Below are 17,206 nucleotides of genomic sequence, written 5' to 3' on the forward strand. Positions count from 1 at the left end.
CATTCCATGAGCCGCATGTCGTTCGAACTGCTCGCCAGCGACGGCGCCGCGCGCCGGGGGCGGCTCGCGTTCCCGCGCGGCACGGTGGAAACGCCGGCATTCATGCCGGTCGGCACCTACGGCTCGGTCAAGGGCGTGCTGCCCGACCAGGTGCGTGCGCTGGGCGCGCAGATCATCCTCGGCAACACCTTCCACCTGTACCTGCGGCCGGGGCTGGAGGTGATCGAAGCGCACGGCGGACTGCACGGTTTTTCGCGCTGGGACGGGCCGATCCTCACCGATTCTGGCGGCTTCCAGGTGTTCTCGCTGGCGCACCGCAGGAAGATCAGCGAGCAGGGCGTGACGTTCCAGGCGCCGACCGATGGATCTACCGTGTTCCTCGGGCCCGAGGAATCGATGCGCATCCAGAAGGTGCTCGGCAGCGACGTGGTGATGATCTTCGACGAATGCCCGCCGGTGCACGTGGACGGCGTGCCGGTGGGCGCGGACCTGGTGCGGCGGTCGATGGAACTGTCGCTGCGCTGGGCCGGGCGCAGCAAGCGTGCGCACGAAGGCAATGACGCGGCGTTGTTCGGCATCGTCCAGGGTGGCGTGCACCGCGAGCTGCGCACGCAGTCCGCCGAGGGACTCAAGGCGATCGGCTTCGACGGCTACGCCATCGGCGGGCTGGCAGTGGGCGAGAGCGAGGCCGAGCGCAATGCCATGCTCGACCACACCGCGCCGCAGTTGCCCGAAGAGCGGCCGCGCTACCTGATGGGCGTGGGGCGCCCCGAGGACCTGGTCGAGGCGGTCGCCCGCGGCGTGGACATGTTCGACTGCGTGATGCCGACCCGCAACGCGCGCAATGGCCACTACTTCACCGCCACCGGCACCGTGCGCATCCGCAACGCGCAGTACGAGCGCGACCCCCGCCCGATCGAGGAGGGCTGCGGTTGCCAGGCCTGCGCCGGCGGCTATTCCCGCGCCTACCTGCGCCACCTGGACCGCTGCAACGAGATGCTTGCGCCGATCCTGGGGACCCTGCACAACCTCTGGTACTACCAGCAGCTCATGGCCGGGATGCGTGCCGCGATCGCCCAGGGAACCTTCGCTGCCTTCCGCGACTCCTTCCATGCCGCCCGCGGCCGCGGCCGGCCCGCCTGAATCCGGCCGCCGCCGGCTACATGGCATAATTCCCAGCTATTTCGCCACCGGATGCCCCGATGAACCTGCTTGACCTGCCGCTTCTGGACCTGCTCGTTGCCCCCGCATACGCCCAGGCCGCCGGCCAGCCCGCCCCGGGCGGCCTGTTCGGTGGTGGCCTCGGTGGCCTGCTGTTCCCGGTGGTCCTGATCGGCGTGATGTACTTCCTGATGATCCGGCCGCAGATGAAGCGCGCCAAGGAACACCGTGCCATGCTCGACAAGCTCGGCAACGGCGACGAGGTGATCACCAACGGCGGCATCGCCGGCGTGGTGCGCGAGATCGGCGACAGCTTCGTCAGCGTCGAGATCGCCGACAACGTGCGCGTGCGCCTGCAGAAGGGCGCGATCGCGAACGTCCTGCCCAAGGGCACCCTGAAGTCGGCCTGAGCCGGCACCCTTCCCGACCTGACCTTTCCAAGAATTTGCGCCGGCCGCCAGGCCACGCGCGGGGCTTCACGATGCTCGAATACGGCCGCTTCAAATACGTCACCATCCTGGTCGTGGTGTTGCTCAGCGCGTTGTATGCGCTGCCCAACCTCTATCCGCAGGATCCGTCGGTGCAGATCACCGCCAACCGCGGCTACCAGGTCGACGCGGCGCTGGAGCAGAAGGTCGTCGGCGAACTGCGGAAGGCCGGCGTCGCGCCCAAGGCGGTGGAACTGGAGAAGGACGGCGAGCTGCTGGTGCGGCTCAACGACGTCAACGCCCAGACCCACGCCAACGACGTCCTGAACGCGGCGCTGGGCGAGCATTACGTGATCGCGCTCAACCTCGCCTCCACCGTGCCCGACTGGCTCGGCGCGATCGGCGCGCGGCGCATGCTGATGGGCCTGGACCTGCAGGGCGGCGTGCACTTCCTGATGCAGGTCGACAAGCAGGCGGCGCTGGCCAAGCGCTTCGACGCCTATGCCGAGGACCTGCGCGTGCTGCTGCGCGACAACCGCGTGCGCTACGAATCGGTGGAGCGCCACCCCGACAACTCGATCGTGGCGACGCTGGCGCCGGGCAGCGACGCGGACGCCGCCCTTGCGCTGGTGCTCAAGAGCATGCCCAACCTCACCAGCGACGTGGAGAACGGGACCATCGTCGTGCGGGTGCCGGAGAAGGAGATCCAGCAGATCACCATCGACGCGATCGAGCAGAACGTCGGCACCCTGCGCAACCGCATCAACGAGCTCGGCGTGGCCGAGCCGATCATCCAGCGCCAGGGTGCCGACCGCGTGGTGGTGCAGCTGCCGGGCGTGCAGGACACCGCACAGGCCAAGCGCATCCTCGGCGCCACCGCGACCCTGGAATACCGCGGCGTGGTCGACGGCAACCCCTACGACGCGCTCAGCAGCGGCAACGTTCCGCCCGAAGGCAAGATCTACTACCGCAAGGAAGTGGGCCCGGACGGCAAACCCATCCCGATCATCCTCAACAAGCGCGTGATCGCCACCGGCGACCAGCTGGTCAACGCGCGCTCCGGCTACGACTCGCGCAGCGGCACGCCGCAGGTGTCGGTGACCCTGAACGGCATCGGCGGGCAGCGCATGTTCGACTTCACCAGCGAGAACGTCGGCAAGCCGATGGCGGTGGTCTACGTCGAGCGCGTGCCGGAAGTGAGCACCGGGCCCGACGGCAAGGAGATCCGCACCACCCGCACCAGCGAGCAGGTGATCTCGGTCGCCACCATCCAGGGCGTGTTCGGCAAGGAGTTCCAGACCACCGGCCTGGAAAGCCCCAAGGAAGCCGCGGACCTGGCGCTGCTGCTGCGCGCCGGCGCGCTGGCCGCGCCGATGGACTTCGTCGAGCAGCGCGTGGTCGGCCCGAGCCTGGGCAAGGAAAACGTCAGTCGCGGCCTGACCGCGGTGCTGTACTCGTTCGGTTTCGCGCTGGTGTTCTTCCTGGTCTATTACCGCATGTTCGGGCTGATCACCTGCATCGCGCTGCTGATCAACCTGCTGATGGTGGTGGCGGTGATGTCGTTCCTCGGGGCGACCCTGACCTTGCCGGGCCTGGCGGGCATCGCGCTGACGGTCGGCATGTCGGTCGACGCCAACGTGCTGATCAATGAGCGCATACGCGAGGAATTGCGCGCCGGGTTGCCGCCGCAGGCGGCGATCGCCTCGGGCTACCAGCACGCCTCGGGCACCATCATGGACGCCAACCTCACCGCGATGCTGGCGGGCGTCGCCCTGTTCGCCTTCGGCACCGGCCCGGTCAAGGGCTTCGCCGTATCGCTGATCGCGGGCATCGTGACCTCCATGTACACCGCGGTGTCGGTGTCGCGCGGCATCGCCACCCTGATCTACGGACGCCGGCGCAAGCTGAAGTCCATTGCCATCTGACGGAGCACGACGACCATGCAATTCAACGTGTTCCCGCACGGCAGCAAGTTCGACTTCATGCGCCTGCGCTGGGCGTCCACCGCATTGTCGGTGCTGCTGCTGGTGGTCGCGGTCGGCGCAATGGCGACCAAGGGGTTCAACTTCGCGCTCGACTTCACCGGCGGCATCGGCGTCGAGCTGCGCTACGCCCAGGCGCCTGACGTGGACGACGTCCGCGCAAGCCTGGAGCGTGCCGGCTACGACAGCGCGGTGGTGCAGACCTTCGGCAGCGGCGCCGACCTGCTGGTGCGGTTGCAGGCACCGGAGGAAGGCAGCCCGGGCATCAACACCGAGGGCATCGGCGATTCGGTCGCCAGGGCGGCGTCGCTGCCCGGCAACCCCGCCGAAAAGCGCAGCAGCGCGGAGATCAGCCCGCAGATCGGCAAGGAGCTGGCGCAGAACGGCATCTATGCCTTGCTGTTCGTGATGGTCGGCTTCCTGGCCTACATTTCGTTCCGCTTCGAGTGGAAATTCGCGGTCGCCGCGATCATCGCGACCATGCACGACGTGGTGGTGGTGGCCGGCTGGTTCGCGTTCAGCGGGCACGAGTTCGACCTCACGGTGCTGGCCGGCGTGATGTCGGTGATGGGCTACTCGATCAACGACACGATCGTGGTGTTCGACCGCGTGCGCGAGAATTTCCGCGGCATGCGCGCGTCGCCGCGCGAGATCCTCAACACATCGGTCAACCAGACGCTGTCGCGAACGGTGATCACCTCGTTCGTGGCGTTCCTGACGGTGCTGGCGCTGTACTTGTACGGTGGCGGTTCGCTGCGCGGCATGGCCGAGTCGCAGATGATGGGCATCATCATCGGCACGCTGTCGTCGATCTTCGTCGCCTGCCCGTTGCTGATGTGGCTGGGCGTGAGCAAGCAGGACTTGATGCCGAAGGCAAAGGACGAGGCCGCGCTGGCACGGCGGCCCTGAGGTCGAGCCGATGCAACGAAAAGGCCGCGCTGTGCGCGGCCTTTTCGTTGGTGGATGCAGCCCTTCGCCCCCGGCTTCGACCCGCCCGGGACAGGTTCGGGCGTCGGACGGTCAGGCGAAGCTCGCCGCGTACCCCGACGCCACGATCGCCTTCTGCAGCGGCTCGACCAGCTTGACGTTGCCGGCGACGACCTGGCGACCGCGCGCTTCGGCGATGTCCATGCGCGCGAGCGCGGCGCCGCGGTAATCGCAGACGCGACCGCCGGCCTCGCGCACCAGCAACATTCCCGCGGCGATGTCCCAGGGCTGAACGCCGGCCTCGAAATAGCCGTCGGCACGGCCGCAGGCGACGTAGGCCAGGTCGAGCGCCGCCGAACCGGTGCGGCGCACGTCCTCGGCTTCGGCCAGCAGGGTGCGCAGGCAGTCCATCTGCGGCGCCACCCGCGCGCGTTCGCGCGGGGGGAAGCCGGTGATCAGCATCGCGCCACCCAGGTCCTTGCGCTCGCTGACGCGGATGCGGCGCTCGTTGAGCGCGGCGCCGCTGCCGCGGCTGGCGGTGAAAAGCTCGTTGCGCAGCGGATCGAAGATCACCCCGTGGATCGGCTCGCCGTTCTCGACCAGCGCGATCGAGACGCACCAGTGCGGCCAGCCATGCAGGTAGTTGCTGGTGCCGTCCAGCGGGTCGATCACCCAGGTATGGCGGCTGGCGCCGCGGTTGCCCTTCTGCGCGCCGCCTTCCTCGCCGAGGATGGCGTAATCGGGATTGGCGCGGCGCAGTTCCTTGATGATCTCGGCTTCGGCGAGGCCATCGACCTCGCTGGCGTAATCCATCCGTTCCTTCTCGACGATGTTGAGCGCGTCGAGCTTGTTCATGTGCCGCAGCAGCACGCTGCCGCCCGCACGGGCCGCCTTGACCATGACGTTGACGGCGGGCTTGAGCATGGCGGAACGACCTCGGGGCAGGCGGAAGGATGGCGACGGCAAAGAACGGACCGGCGCGGTGGCCGGGGCGCGGAGTTTAACATTGCCACCATGAGCAACCGTCCCGAGGACATCACCCCCAGCCGGGAGCCGCTGCCGTCCGCGCGCATCCGCGTGGTGCTGGTCGGCACCCAGCATCCGGGCAACATCGGTTCGGCGGCGCGGGCCATGAAAACCATGGGCCTGTCGCGGCTGGCGCTGGTGGCGCCGGAACGCTACCCCCATGCCGACGCCGACGCGCTGGCGGCCGGGGCCGACGACGTGCTTGCCGCGGCGTCCCTGCACGAGACCCTGGCCGCGGCGGTGGCCGACTGCCGGCTGGTGCTGGGATGCACGGCGCGCAGCCGCCGGATCGCGCTGCCGGAGCAATCGCCCCGCGAAGCCGCGGCCCGGGCGCTGGCCGAGGCCGGGCGGGGGGCCGAAGTGGCGCTGGTATTCGGGCGGGAGCGCACCGGGCTCGACAACGACGAGCTGCAGCTGTGCCACGGGGCGGTCCATATCCCCGCCAATCCCGACTACAGCTCGCTGAACCTGGCCGCGGCGGTGCAGGTGCTGGCCTACGAACTGCGCATGGCCTGGTTGCAGCCCGGAGCGGTCGTGGAATCCCCGGCCCCGGCCGCGGCCGGGGAACCGGCGTCCCACGCGCAGCTCGAAGGCCTCTTCGCGCAGCTGGCCGAGACCCTGGAAGCGATCGATTTCCACAAGGGCCGGGCCCCGCAGTCGGCGCTGCGCAAACTGCGGCGGCTGTTCCTGCGCAGCGGGCTGGACGCGCGCGAGGTGCGGCTGCTGCGCGGCGTGCTGGCGGATGCGCAACGGATGGCGCGGCTGGCCGGCGAGCGTCCGCCGGCGCTGTCTTAGGCCCGGCAATTCGGCTAGGCTCGCTGCCTTGGCCGTCCCCGTGGAAAACCGGACTTTGCGCAACCCGACGCTACGCCTGCTGACCTGCGTGCTTGGCCTGCTGGCGAGCCTGGCGTTCGCCGCGCCGGCGCGGGCGGGCGATCCGCACGTGCTGGTGCTGGGGCGGATCAGCGACGATCCCAAGGCGCACTACGAGCAGCTCAAGCCGCTGCTGGACTACGTGGTGCCACGGATGGCCGACGTCGGCATCACCGAAGGCCGGATCCTGATGGCGCGCGACCTGCAGCAGATGACCAGTTACCTGCGCCGCGGCCGCGTCGACTGGGTCACCGAAACCTCGGCCAATGCCATGCGCCTGGAAGACCGTGCCGGCGCGCAGCCGTTGCTGCTGACCGAGCGCAACGGCGTCAGTGACTACCGCGCGCTGATCTTCGTGCGCCGCGACAGCGGGATAGCCTCGCTCGACGACCTGCGCGGCCGCAGCGTGGCATTCCAGAACACCTCGTCCACCAGCGCGTACGTGGTGCCGGCGATGCAGCTGCTGCAGCACGGGCTGTCGCCGCAGATCCTGCTGTCGCCGATGGACCGGCCGGACGACCGCTCGGTCGGCTACGTGTTCGCCGGTTCGGAGCTCAACATCGCCACCTGGGTGCACAAGCGCCTGGTCGATGCCGGGGCCATGAGCAACCTGGACTGGAACGACCCGCATCGGACCCCGGCTTCGTACCGCAGGGATTTCCGCGTGATCGACCAGAGCCGGGCCTACCCGCGCGCGCTGGAGATGGTCCGTGGCGACCTCGACGACCGGATCCAGGCGCGACTGCGCGAGGTGCTGTCCGAGGCCGGCAAGGATCCCGACGCGCGCGAGGCGCTGCTGCAGTTCTTCCGCACCACCCGCTTCCTCCCGATCGACACCGCCACCGAAGCCGCGTTGCGCGACCTGCGCGATGGCGTGAAGCGCGTGCGCGTGGAGGTCGAATGAGGTTCGACCGGTACCTGAAGGGGCTGCACGCCAAGTTCATCGCGCTGGTCTGCCTCACGTTGCTGCTGATGCTGGCCGTCGTGGTGCTGATGCTGCAGCGCCAGAGCGCGATGCAGCACGAGGTCGTGCGCCAGAGCCGCGACTCGATGCACGCGCTGGTGTTCGAGCGCCTGCGCGTTCACGGCGAGGCGCTCTCGGCGCAGGTCGCCGACACCCTGGTCAACCCGCTGTACTACTTCGACCTGGACACCATCGGCGTGGTCGCGCGCAACGTGCTGCGGCAGCCGGACGTACGCTATGTGCTGGTGTACGACAACAAGGGCGACATCATCCACGACGGCTCCGGCGACATTCCCACCTATGGCCAGGCGATGCGCGACCCGCTCGCCTACGAGGCCGTGTCTGCCAACGGCGTGCACGCGCAGTGGACCGACCGGGTGCTCGACGTGTCCAGCCCGATCCGGGTCGGCGACCAGCGCCTGGGCGGCGTGCGCATCGGCTATTCGCTGGAGGCGGTGCGCGCCGACGAGAACCGCGCGTCCTCCGCGCTGGGCGAGCGCCTCGGCGCGATCGGCACGCGCCACCTGTGGTGGATCGGGTTGTTGCTGGTGGCGCTGGTGGGGCTGGGCGCGATCGCCAGCCTGGTGCTGCAGCGCGCGCTGGTGCGCCCGATCCGGCAACTGGCCGACGCCGCGCAGGAGATCGAGACCGGCAACTACGCCACCGCTGTCCCGGCCAGCAAGCGCAACGACGAGGTCGGGGACCTGATGCGTGCCTTCGGCCGCATGGGCGACAGCATCGCGCGCCATGATCGCGACATCCGCCGCATGGCCTACACCGATGCGCTCACCGGGCTGGCCAACCGGCTGGCCTTCCGCGAGAGCCTGGACCAGCGCTTGATGCAGCTGCGCGGCGCCGGTCGCCAGCTGGCGCTGCTGTTCGCCGACATCGACGATTTCAAGCGCGTCAACGATACCCTCGGCCACGACGCCGGCGACGAGGTGCTGGTGCAGTTCGCCAACCGCATCCGCACCCAGGTGGATCGCTTCGGCGATGCCGACGAAACCATGCTGGCGCGCTTTGGCGGCGACGAGTTCGTGATCCTGCTGCAGGGCGGCGGTTCCGGGCGCGACGTCCGCGAGCAGGCCTCGGACCTGGCCGCCACCCTGGTCGCGGAGCTGGGCCGGCCGATCGTGGTGCAGGGCCGGCAGGTGTTCCTCGGCACCTCGATCGGCATCACCCTGTTCCCGGAGGACGCCTCCGGGGCGACGGCGCTGATGAAGAACGGCGACATCGCCATGTACCAGGCCAAGGTCGCCGGCAAGAGCTGCTACCGCTTCTACAGCCGCGCCATGGACCAGGCGGTCGAGCGCCGCGTGCGCATGGAGCAGGACCTGCGCGGGGCCTGGGACCGCGGCGAGCTCAGCCTCGCCTACCAGCCGATCTACCGCCTCGGCGACGGCCAGCTGGTCGGTGCCGAGGCGCTGCTGCGCTGGCACCATCCCGAGCAGGGCAGCATCGCGCCGTCGGTGTTCATCGACGTCGCCGAGCAGAGCGGCCTGATCGAGACGATCGGCCCGGAGGTGCTGCGCGTGGCCTGCAACGACGCGGTGCGCTGGCACACCCAGTTCAACCGCGGCAAGGAGCTGTTCGTGTCGGTCAACGTGTCGCCGCGGCAACTGCGCAGCGGCGAGCTGCCGGACCAGGTGGCCACGGTGCTGCGCGATACCGGGCTGCCCGCATCGCAGCTGCACATCGAGCTGACCGAGACCGCGGTGATCGGCGACGAAGTCCACGCCAGCGCTTTGCTGGCGCGGTTGCGCAGCACCGGGGTCAAGGTGTGGCTCGACGATTTCGGCACCGGCTTCTCCGGTCTCAGCCACCTGCGCCGGGTGCCGGTGGACGGGGTCAAGATCGATCGCAGCTTCGTCTCCGACGTGCTGCGCGACCCCGACGACCTTGCCCTCACCACCGCGATCATCGCGATGGCGCATTCGCTGGGCATCACGGTGATCGCCGAGGGCGTGGAAAAGGAAGGGCAGTACGCGATCCTGCGCGAGCGCGGCTGCGACCTGGCGCAGGGCTACTGGATCGGGCATCCCGTGAACGTGCAGGAGTTCTGCGGGCTGCTGGCCTGATCGCTGCCGCCCGGGGCGCGGGGCGCGCACCGCATTTCAGATCAGCGCATCGATCCCGCGTGCCGCCATCGCGGCGAATTTCCCCGACAGCACCCCGAACACCGCGATCGCGATCGCGCCGGCGCCCCAGGCCACCAGCAGCAGCGCGCCGTCGCGCTCCAGCAGGGCGAACGCGAACAGCAGCAGCAGTGCGCCGAACAGGTAGTTCGTCAGCGGGATCGGCAGCGACAGCAGCAACCCGAGCAGCACCAGCAACAGCCCGGTGAACATCACCGCGGCACGCCTGTGCAGCAGCTGCCGCAGCCGCGGCCGCACCAGCTTTTCCAGCCGCGCCAGCCACGGCGAGATCTTCGCGTCGAAGCGCTTGAGCGCATGCCGGTGCGGGCCGCGACGGGCGAGGAACCCGGGCAACCATGGCCGCCGCGTGCCGAGCAGCAGCTGCGCCCCGATCAGCACCACCAGCGGGCCGCTGATCGCGCCACCGATCGGGATCGGGATGAAGGCCGGCAACGTCGCGATCAGCAGCAGCATCCCGAACGCGCGCCGTCCCAGCCCGGCGAGCAGGTCGCGCAGCGGCAACAGCTCGTCCGGATCGCCGACGGTGAAGCCGTCGAGCAGCACCCGCAGGCCGCGATCACGCATCCTCGTCATCGTCGTGTCCGGACGCGACCTGCTGCACCAGCAGCTTGTCGATGCGCGGCCCGTCGAGGTCCACCACCTCGATCCGCCAGCCGCGCCAGCCGAAATGCTCGCCGGCGTGCGGGATGCGGCCGAAATGGGCGATGGTCATGCCCGCGGCGGTGTTGTAGTCGTGCTCGTCCTCGCCCGGCAGCGGGCCGCCGCCGAGCAGTTCGCGCAGGTCGTCGACCGGCAGCGAGCCATCCACCAGCAACGAGCCGTCCTCGCGCACGACCACCAGCGCCTCGGCGTCGGCGGTCTCGCCCGACTGCACGCGGCCGAGCACCGCGCCCATCAGGTCGTTGAGGGTGACCATGCCGGTGACGTCGCCGTATTCGTCCACCACCATCGCCAGCGACTGCTGTTCCTCGCGGAAGATCTCCAGCAGCTTCAGCGCGTGCGTGGACTCGGACACGAACACCGCGGGCCGCAGTTTGCGGAACAGCTCCGGGGCGCGTTCGTCGAGGCGGTCGAGCAGGGCCTTCACCTCGAGCACGCCGAGCACGTCCGAATCGCTGTGCCGGTAGACCGGGTAGCGCGAGTACGGGGTCTCGCGCATCGCCGCCAGGTTCTCCTCGAAACTGGCGCCGGCATCGAGCCAGACGATCCGCGTGCGCGGGGTCATCAGGCTTTCCGCGGTGCGGTCGCCCAGGCGCATCACCCGGTTCATCATGTTGCGTTCGTCGGAGTCGATCAGGCCCTGCTCGTGGCTTTCGCTCACCAGCATGCGGATCTCCTCCTCGGTGACCAGCGAGCCGCTGCTGCCTCCAAGGCCGAGCAGGCGCATGACCGTGCGGGTGCCGAACGCCAGCAACACCACGAAAGGCTTGGCCGCCTTGGCGAAGAAGTCCATCGGGTACGCCACCGCCGACGCGATCTGCTCCGGGCGCAGGGTGCCGATGCGCTTGGGCACCAGTTCGCCGACCAGGCCGAAGAAGAACAGCATCAGCAGGAAGCCGGCACCGAAGCCGATGCGGTCGGCGTAAGGCGCCAGCCAGTCGACCCGCGCCAGCGGCACCGCGATCTTCTCGCCCATCGATTCGCCGCCGAAATAGCCGGTGAGCAGGCTCAGCAGGGTGATCCAGAGCTGCACCGCCGAGAGGAAGCTCTCCGGATGCTCGGCCAGGTGCAGCGCCTTGCGCGCGCGCCGGCTGTGCGCCGCCATCTGCTTGAGGCGGCTCTTGCGCGAGGTCATCACCGCCATCTCCGACATCGCGAAGAAGGCGTTGAACAGCACCAGCACCAGTACGATCAGCAGTTGCAGCACGCGCGCAGGTCCAGGCGATGGGCGGGGCGGGCCAGTGTCGGCGCCGGGCGATCAGCGGCGCGTGCAGGCGGGGGCGGGGGGGCGTCGTCCATAGGTCGCGCCGGGGCGCGGGCCGATCATAGCAGCCGCGCCCCGACCGCCATGGCGGCCCCACCGGGCCTGCGTTGCTGCACGGCCGGGGGCTTACCCGTCATAATTCCGCCATTCCACACCACGCGACGGGGCCTGCGATGTTTTCCCTGCAGACGATCTTCGGCCATGGCAAGCAGTTCTACGACTTGCTCGACCAGGCGGCCGCCGCCGCCCACGACAGCACCAAGGCCCTGCACGCGATGCTGCGCGAGCCCACGCGGACCCACTCGCTGGACGCCTTCAAGCTGGCGCGCCAGCGCGAGCGCGAGGCCTCCGACAAGATCAGCCAGGCGCTGGTGGACAGCTTCATCACCCCGATCGAGCGCGAGGACATCGAGGCGCTGGGCTCGGCGCTGTACCGGATCCCGAAGCAGGTCGAACGCTTCGCCGACCGCTACGCGCTGGCCCAGCACCGCCTGGAGGGCATTGATTTCGCGCCGCGCGCGGCGATGCTGGAACAGGCCGCCGGCGTGGTGGTGGAAATGGTCAAGGAATTGCCCAAGCTGCGGCTGGAGCCGATGAAGGCGCTCAGCGACCGCCTGCGGGTGCTGGAGGCCGAGGCCGACCGGCTGATCCTGGAGTTGTATCGCGACATCTACTCCGGGCGCCTGGAGGCCACCGAGATGTTCCTGCTCAAGGAATTCTTCGAGATCCTCGAGAAGGCGATCGACCGCTGCCGCGAGGCCGGCGTGGTTGCGTACGAAATCGCGCTGAAGAACAGCTGAGCCCAAGGCAGGTACCCCGATGCTGACCCTGGTCCTGGTGGTGGTGCTGGCCGCGCTCGTGTTCGAGTTCGTCAACGGCTTCCACGACACCGCCAACTCCATCGCCACGGTGGTCGCGACCAAGGTACTCACGCCGGGGCAGGCCGTGATCCTGGCCGCGACGATGAACCTGATCGGCGCGTTCATGGGCACGGCGGTCGCCAAGACCATTTCCTCGGGGCTGATCGACGCCAGCGTGGTGGACGTCACCTTGCAGGTGCTGCTGTGCGCCCTGGGCGGCGGCATCACCTGGAACCTGATCACCTGGTGGCTCGGCCTGCCGTCGTCGTCTTCGCACGCGTTGATCGGCGGCCTCTGCGGCGCGGCGCTGGCAGCGGCGCACAACAACTGGCATGCGCTGATCTGGTCGCAGAACGTCGGCGACTGGACCAGGAACAAGGGCCTGTTGTGGAAGGTCTTCGTGCCGATGATCAGCTCCCCGATCGCCGGCTTCCTGCTTGGCGTGCTGATCATGGTGATCCTGTGGGCGATCATCGCCGCGATGGCGCGCGCCGGCGGCCCGCTGGCGCGGCTGGCAAGGCCGCGCTGGGTCAACGCCTTCTTCGGCAAGGCGCAGCTGGTGTCCGCCGCGTACATGGGCTTCGCCCACGGCACCAACGATGCGCAGAAGACCATGGGCATCATTGCGCTGGCGATCTTCGCCGCGCAGGCGTCCGGCTCCCTGGACCAGCTGCCCTCGTGGCTGGCGTTCATGCACCCGGATGGCGGCGAGTCGGACATCGACAGCTGGATCATCGCCACCTGCGCGCTGGTGATGGCGGCCGGCACCGCCGCCGGCGGCTGGCGCATCATCAAGACCATGGGGCACAAGATGGTCAAGCTGCACCCGATCCACGGCTTCGCCGCCGAGAGCGCATCGGCCACGATCCTGACCATGGCCGCGCACTTCGGCATGCCGGTGTCGACCACCCACAGCATCTCGACCGCGATCATGGGCGTGGGCTTCGCCAAGAACCCGCGCGCACTGAAGTTCACCGTGATCGAGCGGATCGTGTGGGCGTGGATACTGACGATCCCGGCTGCCGGCGGAATCGCCTACGGCCTGCTGAAGCTGTTCGGGCTGCTGGGCTGGCTGTAGGGTTACCGAGGCCGCGATGCATGCGAAGAAGCCCGCCGATGGCGGGCTTCTTGCCGTGGCCGACCCGGATTCGGGTGCGGACCTAGAGCAGGTCGCCGCCGGCCGACAACGCGCGTTCCATGCGATCGCCCATGCCGCCGATCTCCAGGATCAGGCGGTCCAGCTCGGCCGGGGACAGGCTTTCGTAGGGACGGTTCTCGCACAACTGGATCCACGGCACCCCGTCGAGGTCGCCGATCGCCAGGTAGCCGACCCGGCTTTCCCAGTTGAACGCCAGGGCGCGCTTGCAGTCGATGCCGGTGATCGGCGCGATCACGCTGCTCACGCGCAGGAAATGGCGGCCGTCGTCGTCCTCGAGTTCCGACAGGAAGATCGCCTGGTGGCGGCGGCCGCCATCCAGCGACAGCTCCACGCACAGGACGTAGGGTTCCTGCATGGTGATGCGGAAGTCGCTGCCGGCCAGGTGGCTGCGGATCTGTTCGAAGTTGAGCATGGTCGACGTCGCCGGGTCGGGGGTTGCGGCTATGCTAACCCGATGAAGGACGTGCCTGCCGCCGGCCCGGCTGCCGCCGACGCAATCCTCGCCGCGGTGCGCGCGATCCCGCGCGGGCAGGTTGCCGGCTACGGCGAAGTCGCGCGCCGCGCCGGCTTGCCGGGGCGGGCGCGCCTGGCAGCGCGGGTGCTGAGCGGCAATACCGACGCCTCGCTGCCCTGGCACCGGGTGTTGCGTTCCGATGGCCGCATCGCCTTCCCGGAAGGCTCCCGGGGTTTCCGCGAGCAGGCGCGGCGCCTGCGCGCCGAAGGCGTGGCGGTCGCCAATGGCCGGGTGCGCATGGCGCGGGTGGTTCCGGACCTGGACGCGGAGGTCTGGGGCATGCCCTGACCCGGCAGCGCCACGGTGCTGCCGGTATCATGGCGCGCCACGTCCGTGCGCCGCCCCGGCGTACCCCGCAGGATCGCGATGTTCTCCAACCTTCCCCCGGTCACCAAGGCGCTGTTGATCGCCAACGGCGTCGTGTTCCTTCTCCAGCAGCTGCTCGGCGACGCCATGTTCGCGCCTTTCATGCTGTGGCCACTCGGCGACCCCGGTGGCGATCCATTCGCGATGTCGCAGTCGTTCTGGCCGTGGCAACTGCTGACCTACGGATTCCTGCACGGCGGCTTCGCCCACGTCGCCTTCAACATGCTGGCGCTGCTGATGTTCGGCGCGCCGCTGGAATACACCTGGGGCAACAAGCGCTTCCTCACCTATTACCTGGTCTGCGTGGCAGGCGCCGGCGCCTGCCAGCTGGCGGTGGCGTCGTGGACGCTGTCGCAGGGCGGCGGCATGTATCCCACGATCGGCGCTTCGGGCGGTGTGTTCGGCCTGCTGCTGGCCTACGGCATGCTGTTTCCCCACCAGCGGGTGATGCTGCTGATCCCGCCGATCCCGATGAAGGCGCGCACGCTGGTGATCGTCTACGGGGCGATCGAACTGCTGCTCGGCGCCACCGGCCTGCAGCCGGGCGTGGCGCACTTCGCGCACCTGGGCGGAATGCTGTTCGGCTGGCTGCTGATCCGCTACTGGCGCGGGCAGCCCCCGTTCGGCAAGCGCGGGCCGCCACGCCCGCGAATCGTGCGCTGATGCGCTGATGCGCGGTCCGCGTTGCGGGTAACCGCATTCGTGGGAGCGCCTTCAGGCGCGAGCTCCTCAGCTGATCCACCCAGCCCTCAAAACTCGCGCCTGAAGGCGCTCCCGCAAGCTTGCGTGGCCGATGGATCCGGCCGGCGAAGGCTCAGCGCCAGATCTTGACCTGCTGGGCGGCCTCGCGCTGCATCGGCGTGCCGGCCTTGCAGGAGAATGCACCGCCGAATTCCGGCACGTCGGCCAGCGGTCCGTTGCTGCGCCATTGCCCCGGCGCGTGCACGTCGCTGGCCGCCAGCCGGGTGGCGACGTCGGTCGTCATCTGCTGCGGCCACAGCCTGGCCCAGCCCTGGAAGAACCATTGCTTGCCGGTGTCGGCGAGCGCCGGTTGCGCGGCGACCAGCGCATCCCATGCCAGCTCCACGCCCGCCAGGTCGGCGGCGTTCTCTTCGCGCGTCTGCGCGCCGGGGACGAACTTGGCCTTCAGTTCCGGATAGGGATACGCGCCATATTGCGTCGCCAGTTGCGCGGTGCGCGCGTCCCACGCGGCCTTGTCGGCGGGCGTCCACCAGTCGCGGACTTCGCCGGCGGCATCGACGTTGCGGCCGACGCCGTCGAAGCCGTGGGTCAATTCGTGCCCGACCAGCGCGCCGAACGCACCGTAATGCGCGGCCGCGTCCTGGGCCATGTCGAGCACCGGCGCCTGCAGCATCGCCGCGGTCACGATCAGCCGGTTCTGGGCGACGTCGTAGGCAAGCGCCGGCTGCTGCGGCAGCACGTTCCAGCGACGGTCGGCGTTGCCGCGGCCGATCCGCCGCATCTCCTCGCGGTGGCGCCAGGTCGAGGCGATCAGCATGTTGCCGCCGAAACTGCCGCGGCCCATCGGCTGCACCGTGTAGTCGAGGTCGCGCGCAGGCGCGCCAACCTCGATCTTGAGCCTGGCCAGCTTGGCCTTGGCCTCGGCCTTCGCGGCCGCGCTCATCCAGCTGTTGCGGTCGATGCCCCGGCCCAGCGCATCGCGTACCTGGGTGGCGATCTCGGTGGCGCGCGCGCGGGTCGTGGCAGGCAGGTAGCGGCCGACGTATTCGCGGCCGAGCATCGGGCCGGCGGCGAGGTTGATCGCATCGAGCACCTGCCGTTGCCGTGGCGGCGGCGCGGTCTCGCCGCGCAGGACCGTGCCGCGGAAGTCGAAATCGACGTCTCGCCAGGCCTTGGACAGGTAGGGCGCCATCGCCGCGCCGACGTGGTAGCGCAGGTAGCTCTTCCACTGCTCCGCCTTGAGCCCGCCGACCAGCGCATCGAGTTGCGCGAACAGCCGCGGGTCGGCCAGCGACACGCTGTCGTCGGCCACGCCCTGCGCCTTGAGGAATTCGTCCAGTTGCAGGGAGCGGTACTGCTTGCCCAGGCCAGCAGTCGGCACCAGCGCGTAGTTGCCACGCGGGTCGCGCAACGCGGCGAGCGGCTTCGACGCCTGCGCGATGCGCGTTTCCAGGTCGAGCACGGCCTGGGTGTCGGCCTTGAGCTGCTCGGGCTTGCTACCGGTCAGGGTGAGGATCTTGGAGACGTAATCGGTGTAGCGGCCGAGCAGCGCGCGGGAATCGGCGTCGCTGCGCGTGTAGTAGGCCGGATCGGGCAGGCCGAGGCCGCCCTGGCTGAAGTAGCCGATATGGCGGCCGAGATCGGCCAGGTCGACGTCGGGGCCGAAATTGAACAGCACCGGGATACCGACCTGGTGCAGCGCCGCAACCGCGGCCGGCACGTCCTTGCCGCGACGGATCGAGTCGATCCGCGACAGCAGCGGCGCGACCGGATTGGCGCCATCGCGTTCCACCGCCGCTTCGTCCAGTCCGCTGGCCCAGAAATCGCCGAGCAGTTTCGCCACGCCGCCCTGCGCCGACTGCATGTCGTCGTTCAGCAGGTCGATCTGCTGCTGGCGCGCGCGTTCCCCGAGTTGTGCCATCGCCGAGACCATGCCGCTGTCGGCGGAGACCTTGTTGGCGGCGAGCCAATCGGCATTGGCGTGTGAATAGAAATCGGTGCAGACCAGGCTGGTCGTCGACTTCTTGCCGGATTTCTTTTTCGCCGCGTCGGCGGCCGGCAGTGCCAGCAGGGTGGTGGCCAGGGCCAGGCCGAGGGCAAGGGCGAGGGGACGCGGGTTCGGCATCGTGCGAGGTCCATCCGGTGGAGTCGCGCGAGTGTAACA

At 69.3% G+C, this 17,206-nt stretch carries 16 protein-coding genes; 11 read left to right on the top strand and 5 right to left on the bottom strand.

Annotated features, from left to right (window positions below; translation table 11 throughout):
• The first annotated feature begins 6 nt into the window (after positions 1-6).
• The 4 genes from tgt to secF all read left to right on the top strand — a co-directional run bounded on the left by tgt (position 7) and on the right by secF (position 4,480).
• The gene (gene tgt, locus MQC88_RS08430) at positions 7-1,143 is read left to right on the top strand and encodes a tRNA guanosine(34) transglycosylase Tgt (protein WP_243321006.1); all 1,137 of its coding nucleotides are present in this window, start codon (positions 7-9) and stop codon (positions 1,141-1,143) included.
• A gap of 74 nt (positions 1,144-1,217) precedes the next feature.
• Entirely contained in the window at positions 1,218-1,571 is a 354-nt protein-coding gene (yajC, locus tag MQC88_RS08435; RefSeq protein WP_243321313.1) for a preprotein translocase subunit YajC, read from the top strand.
• A 71-nt stretch (positions 1,572-1,642) separates the two neighbouring features.
• Positions 1,643-3,514, top strand: coding sequence for a protein translocase subunit SecD (secD, locus tag MQC88_RS08440; protein WP_243321007.1), 1,872 nt, complete (start codon positions 1,643-1,645; stop codon positions 3,512-3,514).
• Between the two features lie 15 nt (positions 3,515-3,529).
• The gene (gene secF, locus MQC88_RS08445) at positions 3,530-4,480 is read left to right on the top strand and encodes a protein translocase subunit SecF (protein ID WP_243321009.1); all 951 of its coding nucleotides are present in this window, start codon (positions 3,530-3,532) and stop codon (positions 4,478-4,480) included.
• 111 nt (positions 4,481-4,591) lie between these two features.
• Here the strand turns inward: secF and MQC88_RS08450 are convergent, their stop codons facing one another.
• Positions 4,592-5,422: an inositol monophosphatase family protein gene (locus MQC88_RS08450; protein WP_243321011.1), complete on the bottom strand. Its 831-nt coding sequence runs from the start codon at positions 5,420-5,422 to the stop codon at positions 4,592-4,594.
• A gap of 90 nt (positions 5,423-5,512) precedes the next feature.
• Here MQC88_RS08450 and MQC88_RS08455 point away from each other — a divergent pair, with 90 nt between their 5' ends.
• From MQC88_RS08455 to MQC88_RS08465, 3 genes are read left to right on the top strand one after another with little or no spacing between them, the layout of a single operon-like run.
• Positions 5,513-6,319 carry an RNA methyltransferase gene (locus MQC88_RS08455; protein ID WP_243321013.1) on the top strand — a complete coding sequence of 269 codons (807 nt, stop codon included), beginning with the start codon at positions 5,513-5,515 and terminating at the stop codon, positions 6,317-6,319.
• A 55-nt stretch (positions 6,320-6,374) separates the two neighbouring features.
• Positions 6,375-7,301 carry a phosphate/phosphite/phosphonate ABC transporter substrate-binding protein gene (locus tag MQC88_RS08460; RefSeq protein ID WP_425491609.1) on the top strand — a complete coding sequence of 309 codons (927 nt, stop codon included), beginning with the start codon at positions 6,375-6,377 and terminating at the stop codon, positions 7,299-7,301.
• Entirely contained in the window at positions 7,298-9,439 is a 2,142-nt protein-coding gene (locus MQC88_RS08465) for a putative bifunctional diguanylate cyclase/phosphodiesterase (protein ID WP_243321015.1), read from the top strand. Before MQC88_RS08460 ends, MQC88_RS08465 begins: the two co-directional genes overlap by 4 nt.
• Positions 9,440-9,475: 36 nt before the next feature.
• Here the strand turns inward: MQC88_RS08465 and MQC88_RS08470 are convergent, their stop codons facing one another.
• A complete protein-coding gene (locus MQC88_RS08470) occupies positions 9,476-10,090 on the bottom strand; it encodes an exopolysaccharide biosynthesis protein (protein ID WP_243321017.1) in 615 nt (204 codons plus the stop codon).
• Positions 10,074-11,384, bottom strand: a complete 1,311-nt coding sequence (locus MQC88_RS08475) for a hemolysin family protein (RefSeq protein WP_243321019.1) — start codon at positions 11,382-11,384, stop codon at positions 10,074-10,076. The genes MQC88_RS08470 and MQC88_RS08475 overlap by 17 nt, the downstream gene beginning before the upstream one ends.
• Before the next feature lie 230 nt (positions 11,385-11,614).
• On the opposite strand from MQC88_RS08475, the gene MQC88_RS08480 reads away from it, so the two are divergent.
• Together MQC88_RS08480 and MQC88_RS08485 are read left to right on the top strand one after the other, a co-directional pair.
• Positions 11,615-12,241: a DUF47 domain-containing protein gene (locus MQC88_RS08480; RefSeq protein WP_243321022.1), complete on the top strand. Its 627-nt coding sequence runs from the start codon at positions 11,615-11,617 to the stop codon at positions 12,239-12,241.
• A gap of 19 nt (positions 12,242-12,260) precedes the next feature.
• Positions 12,261-13,379, top strand: a complete 1,119-nt coding sequence (locus tag MQC88_RS08485; protein WP_243321024.1) for an inorganic phosphate transporter — start codon at positions 12,261-12,263, stop codon at positions 13,377-13,379.
• Between the two features lie 82 nt (positions 13,380-13,461).
• Here MQC88_RS08485 and MQC88_RS08490 read toward each other — a convergent pair whose 3' ends face one another.
• Positions 13,462-13,872, bottom strand: coding sequence for a hypothetical protein (locus tag MQC88_RS08490; protein ID WP_243321026.1), 411 nt, complete (start codon positions 13,870-13,872; stop codon positions 13,462-13,464).
• 42 nt (positions 13,873-13,914) lie between these two features.
• Between MQC88_RS08490 and MQC88_RS08495 the strand changes: the two genes are divergently transcribed.
• Positions 13,915-14,262 (top strand): MGMT family protein, encoded by a 348-nt coding sequence (locus MQC88_RS08495; RefSeq protein WP_243321027.1) that lies wholly within the window; start codon positions 13,915-13,917, stop codon positions 14,260-14,262.
• Between the two features lie 78 nt (positions 14,263-14,340).
• Complete coding sequence (locus MQC88_RS08500; RefSeq protein ID WP_243321028.1) at positions 14,341-15,003, top strand: rhomboid family intramembrane serine protease; 663 nt, start codon at positions 14,341-14,343, stop codon at positions 15,001-15,003.
• Between the two features lie 151 nt (positions 15,004-15,154).
• Here the strand turns inward: MQC88_RS08500 and MQC88_RS08505 are convergent, their stop codons facing one another.
• Positions 15,155-17,167 (bottom strand): M13 family metallopeptidase, encoded by a 2,013-nt coding sequence (locus MQC88_RS08505; protein WP_243321031.1) that lies wholly within the window; start codon positions 17,165-17,167, stop codon positions 15,155-15,157.
• Positions 17,168-17,206: the final 39 nt, after the last annotated feature.

The organism is Cognatiluteimonas sedimenti (assembly GCF_022808325.1).
In the GTDB taxonomy this organism is placed as follows: Bacteria; Pseudomonadota; Gammaproteobacteria; order Xanthomonadales; family Xanthomonadaceae; genus Cognatiluteimonas; species Cognatiluteimonas sedimenti.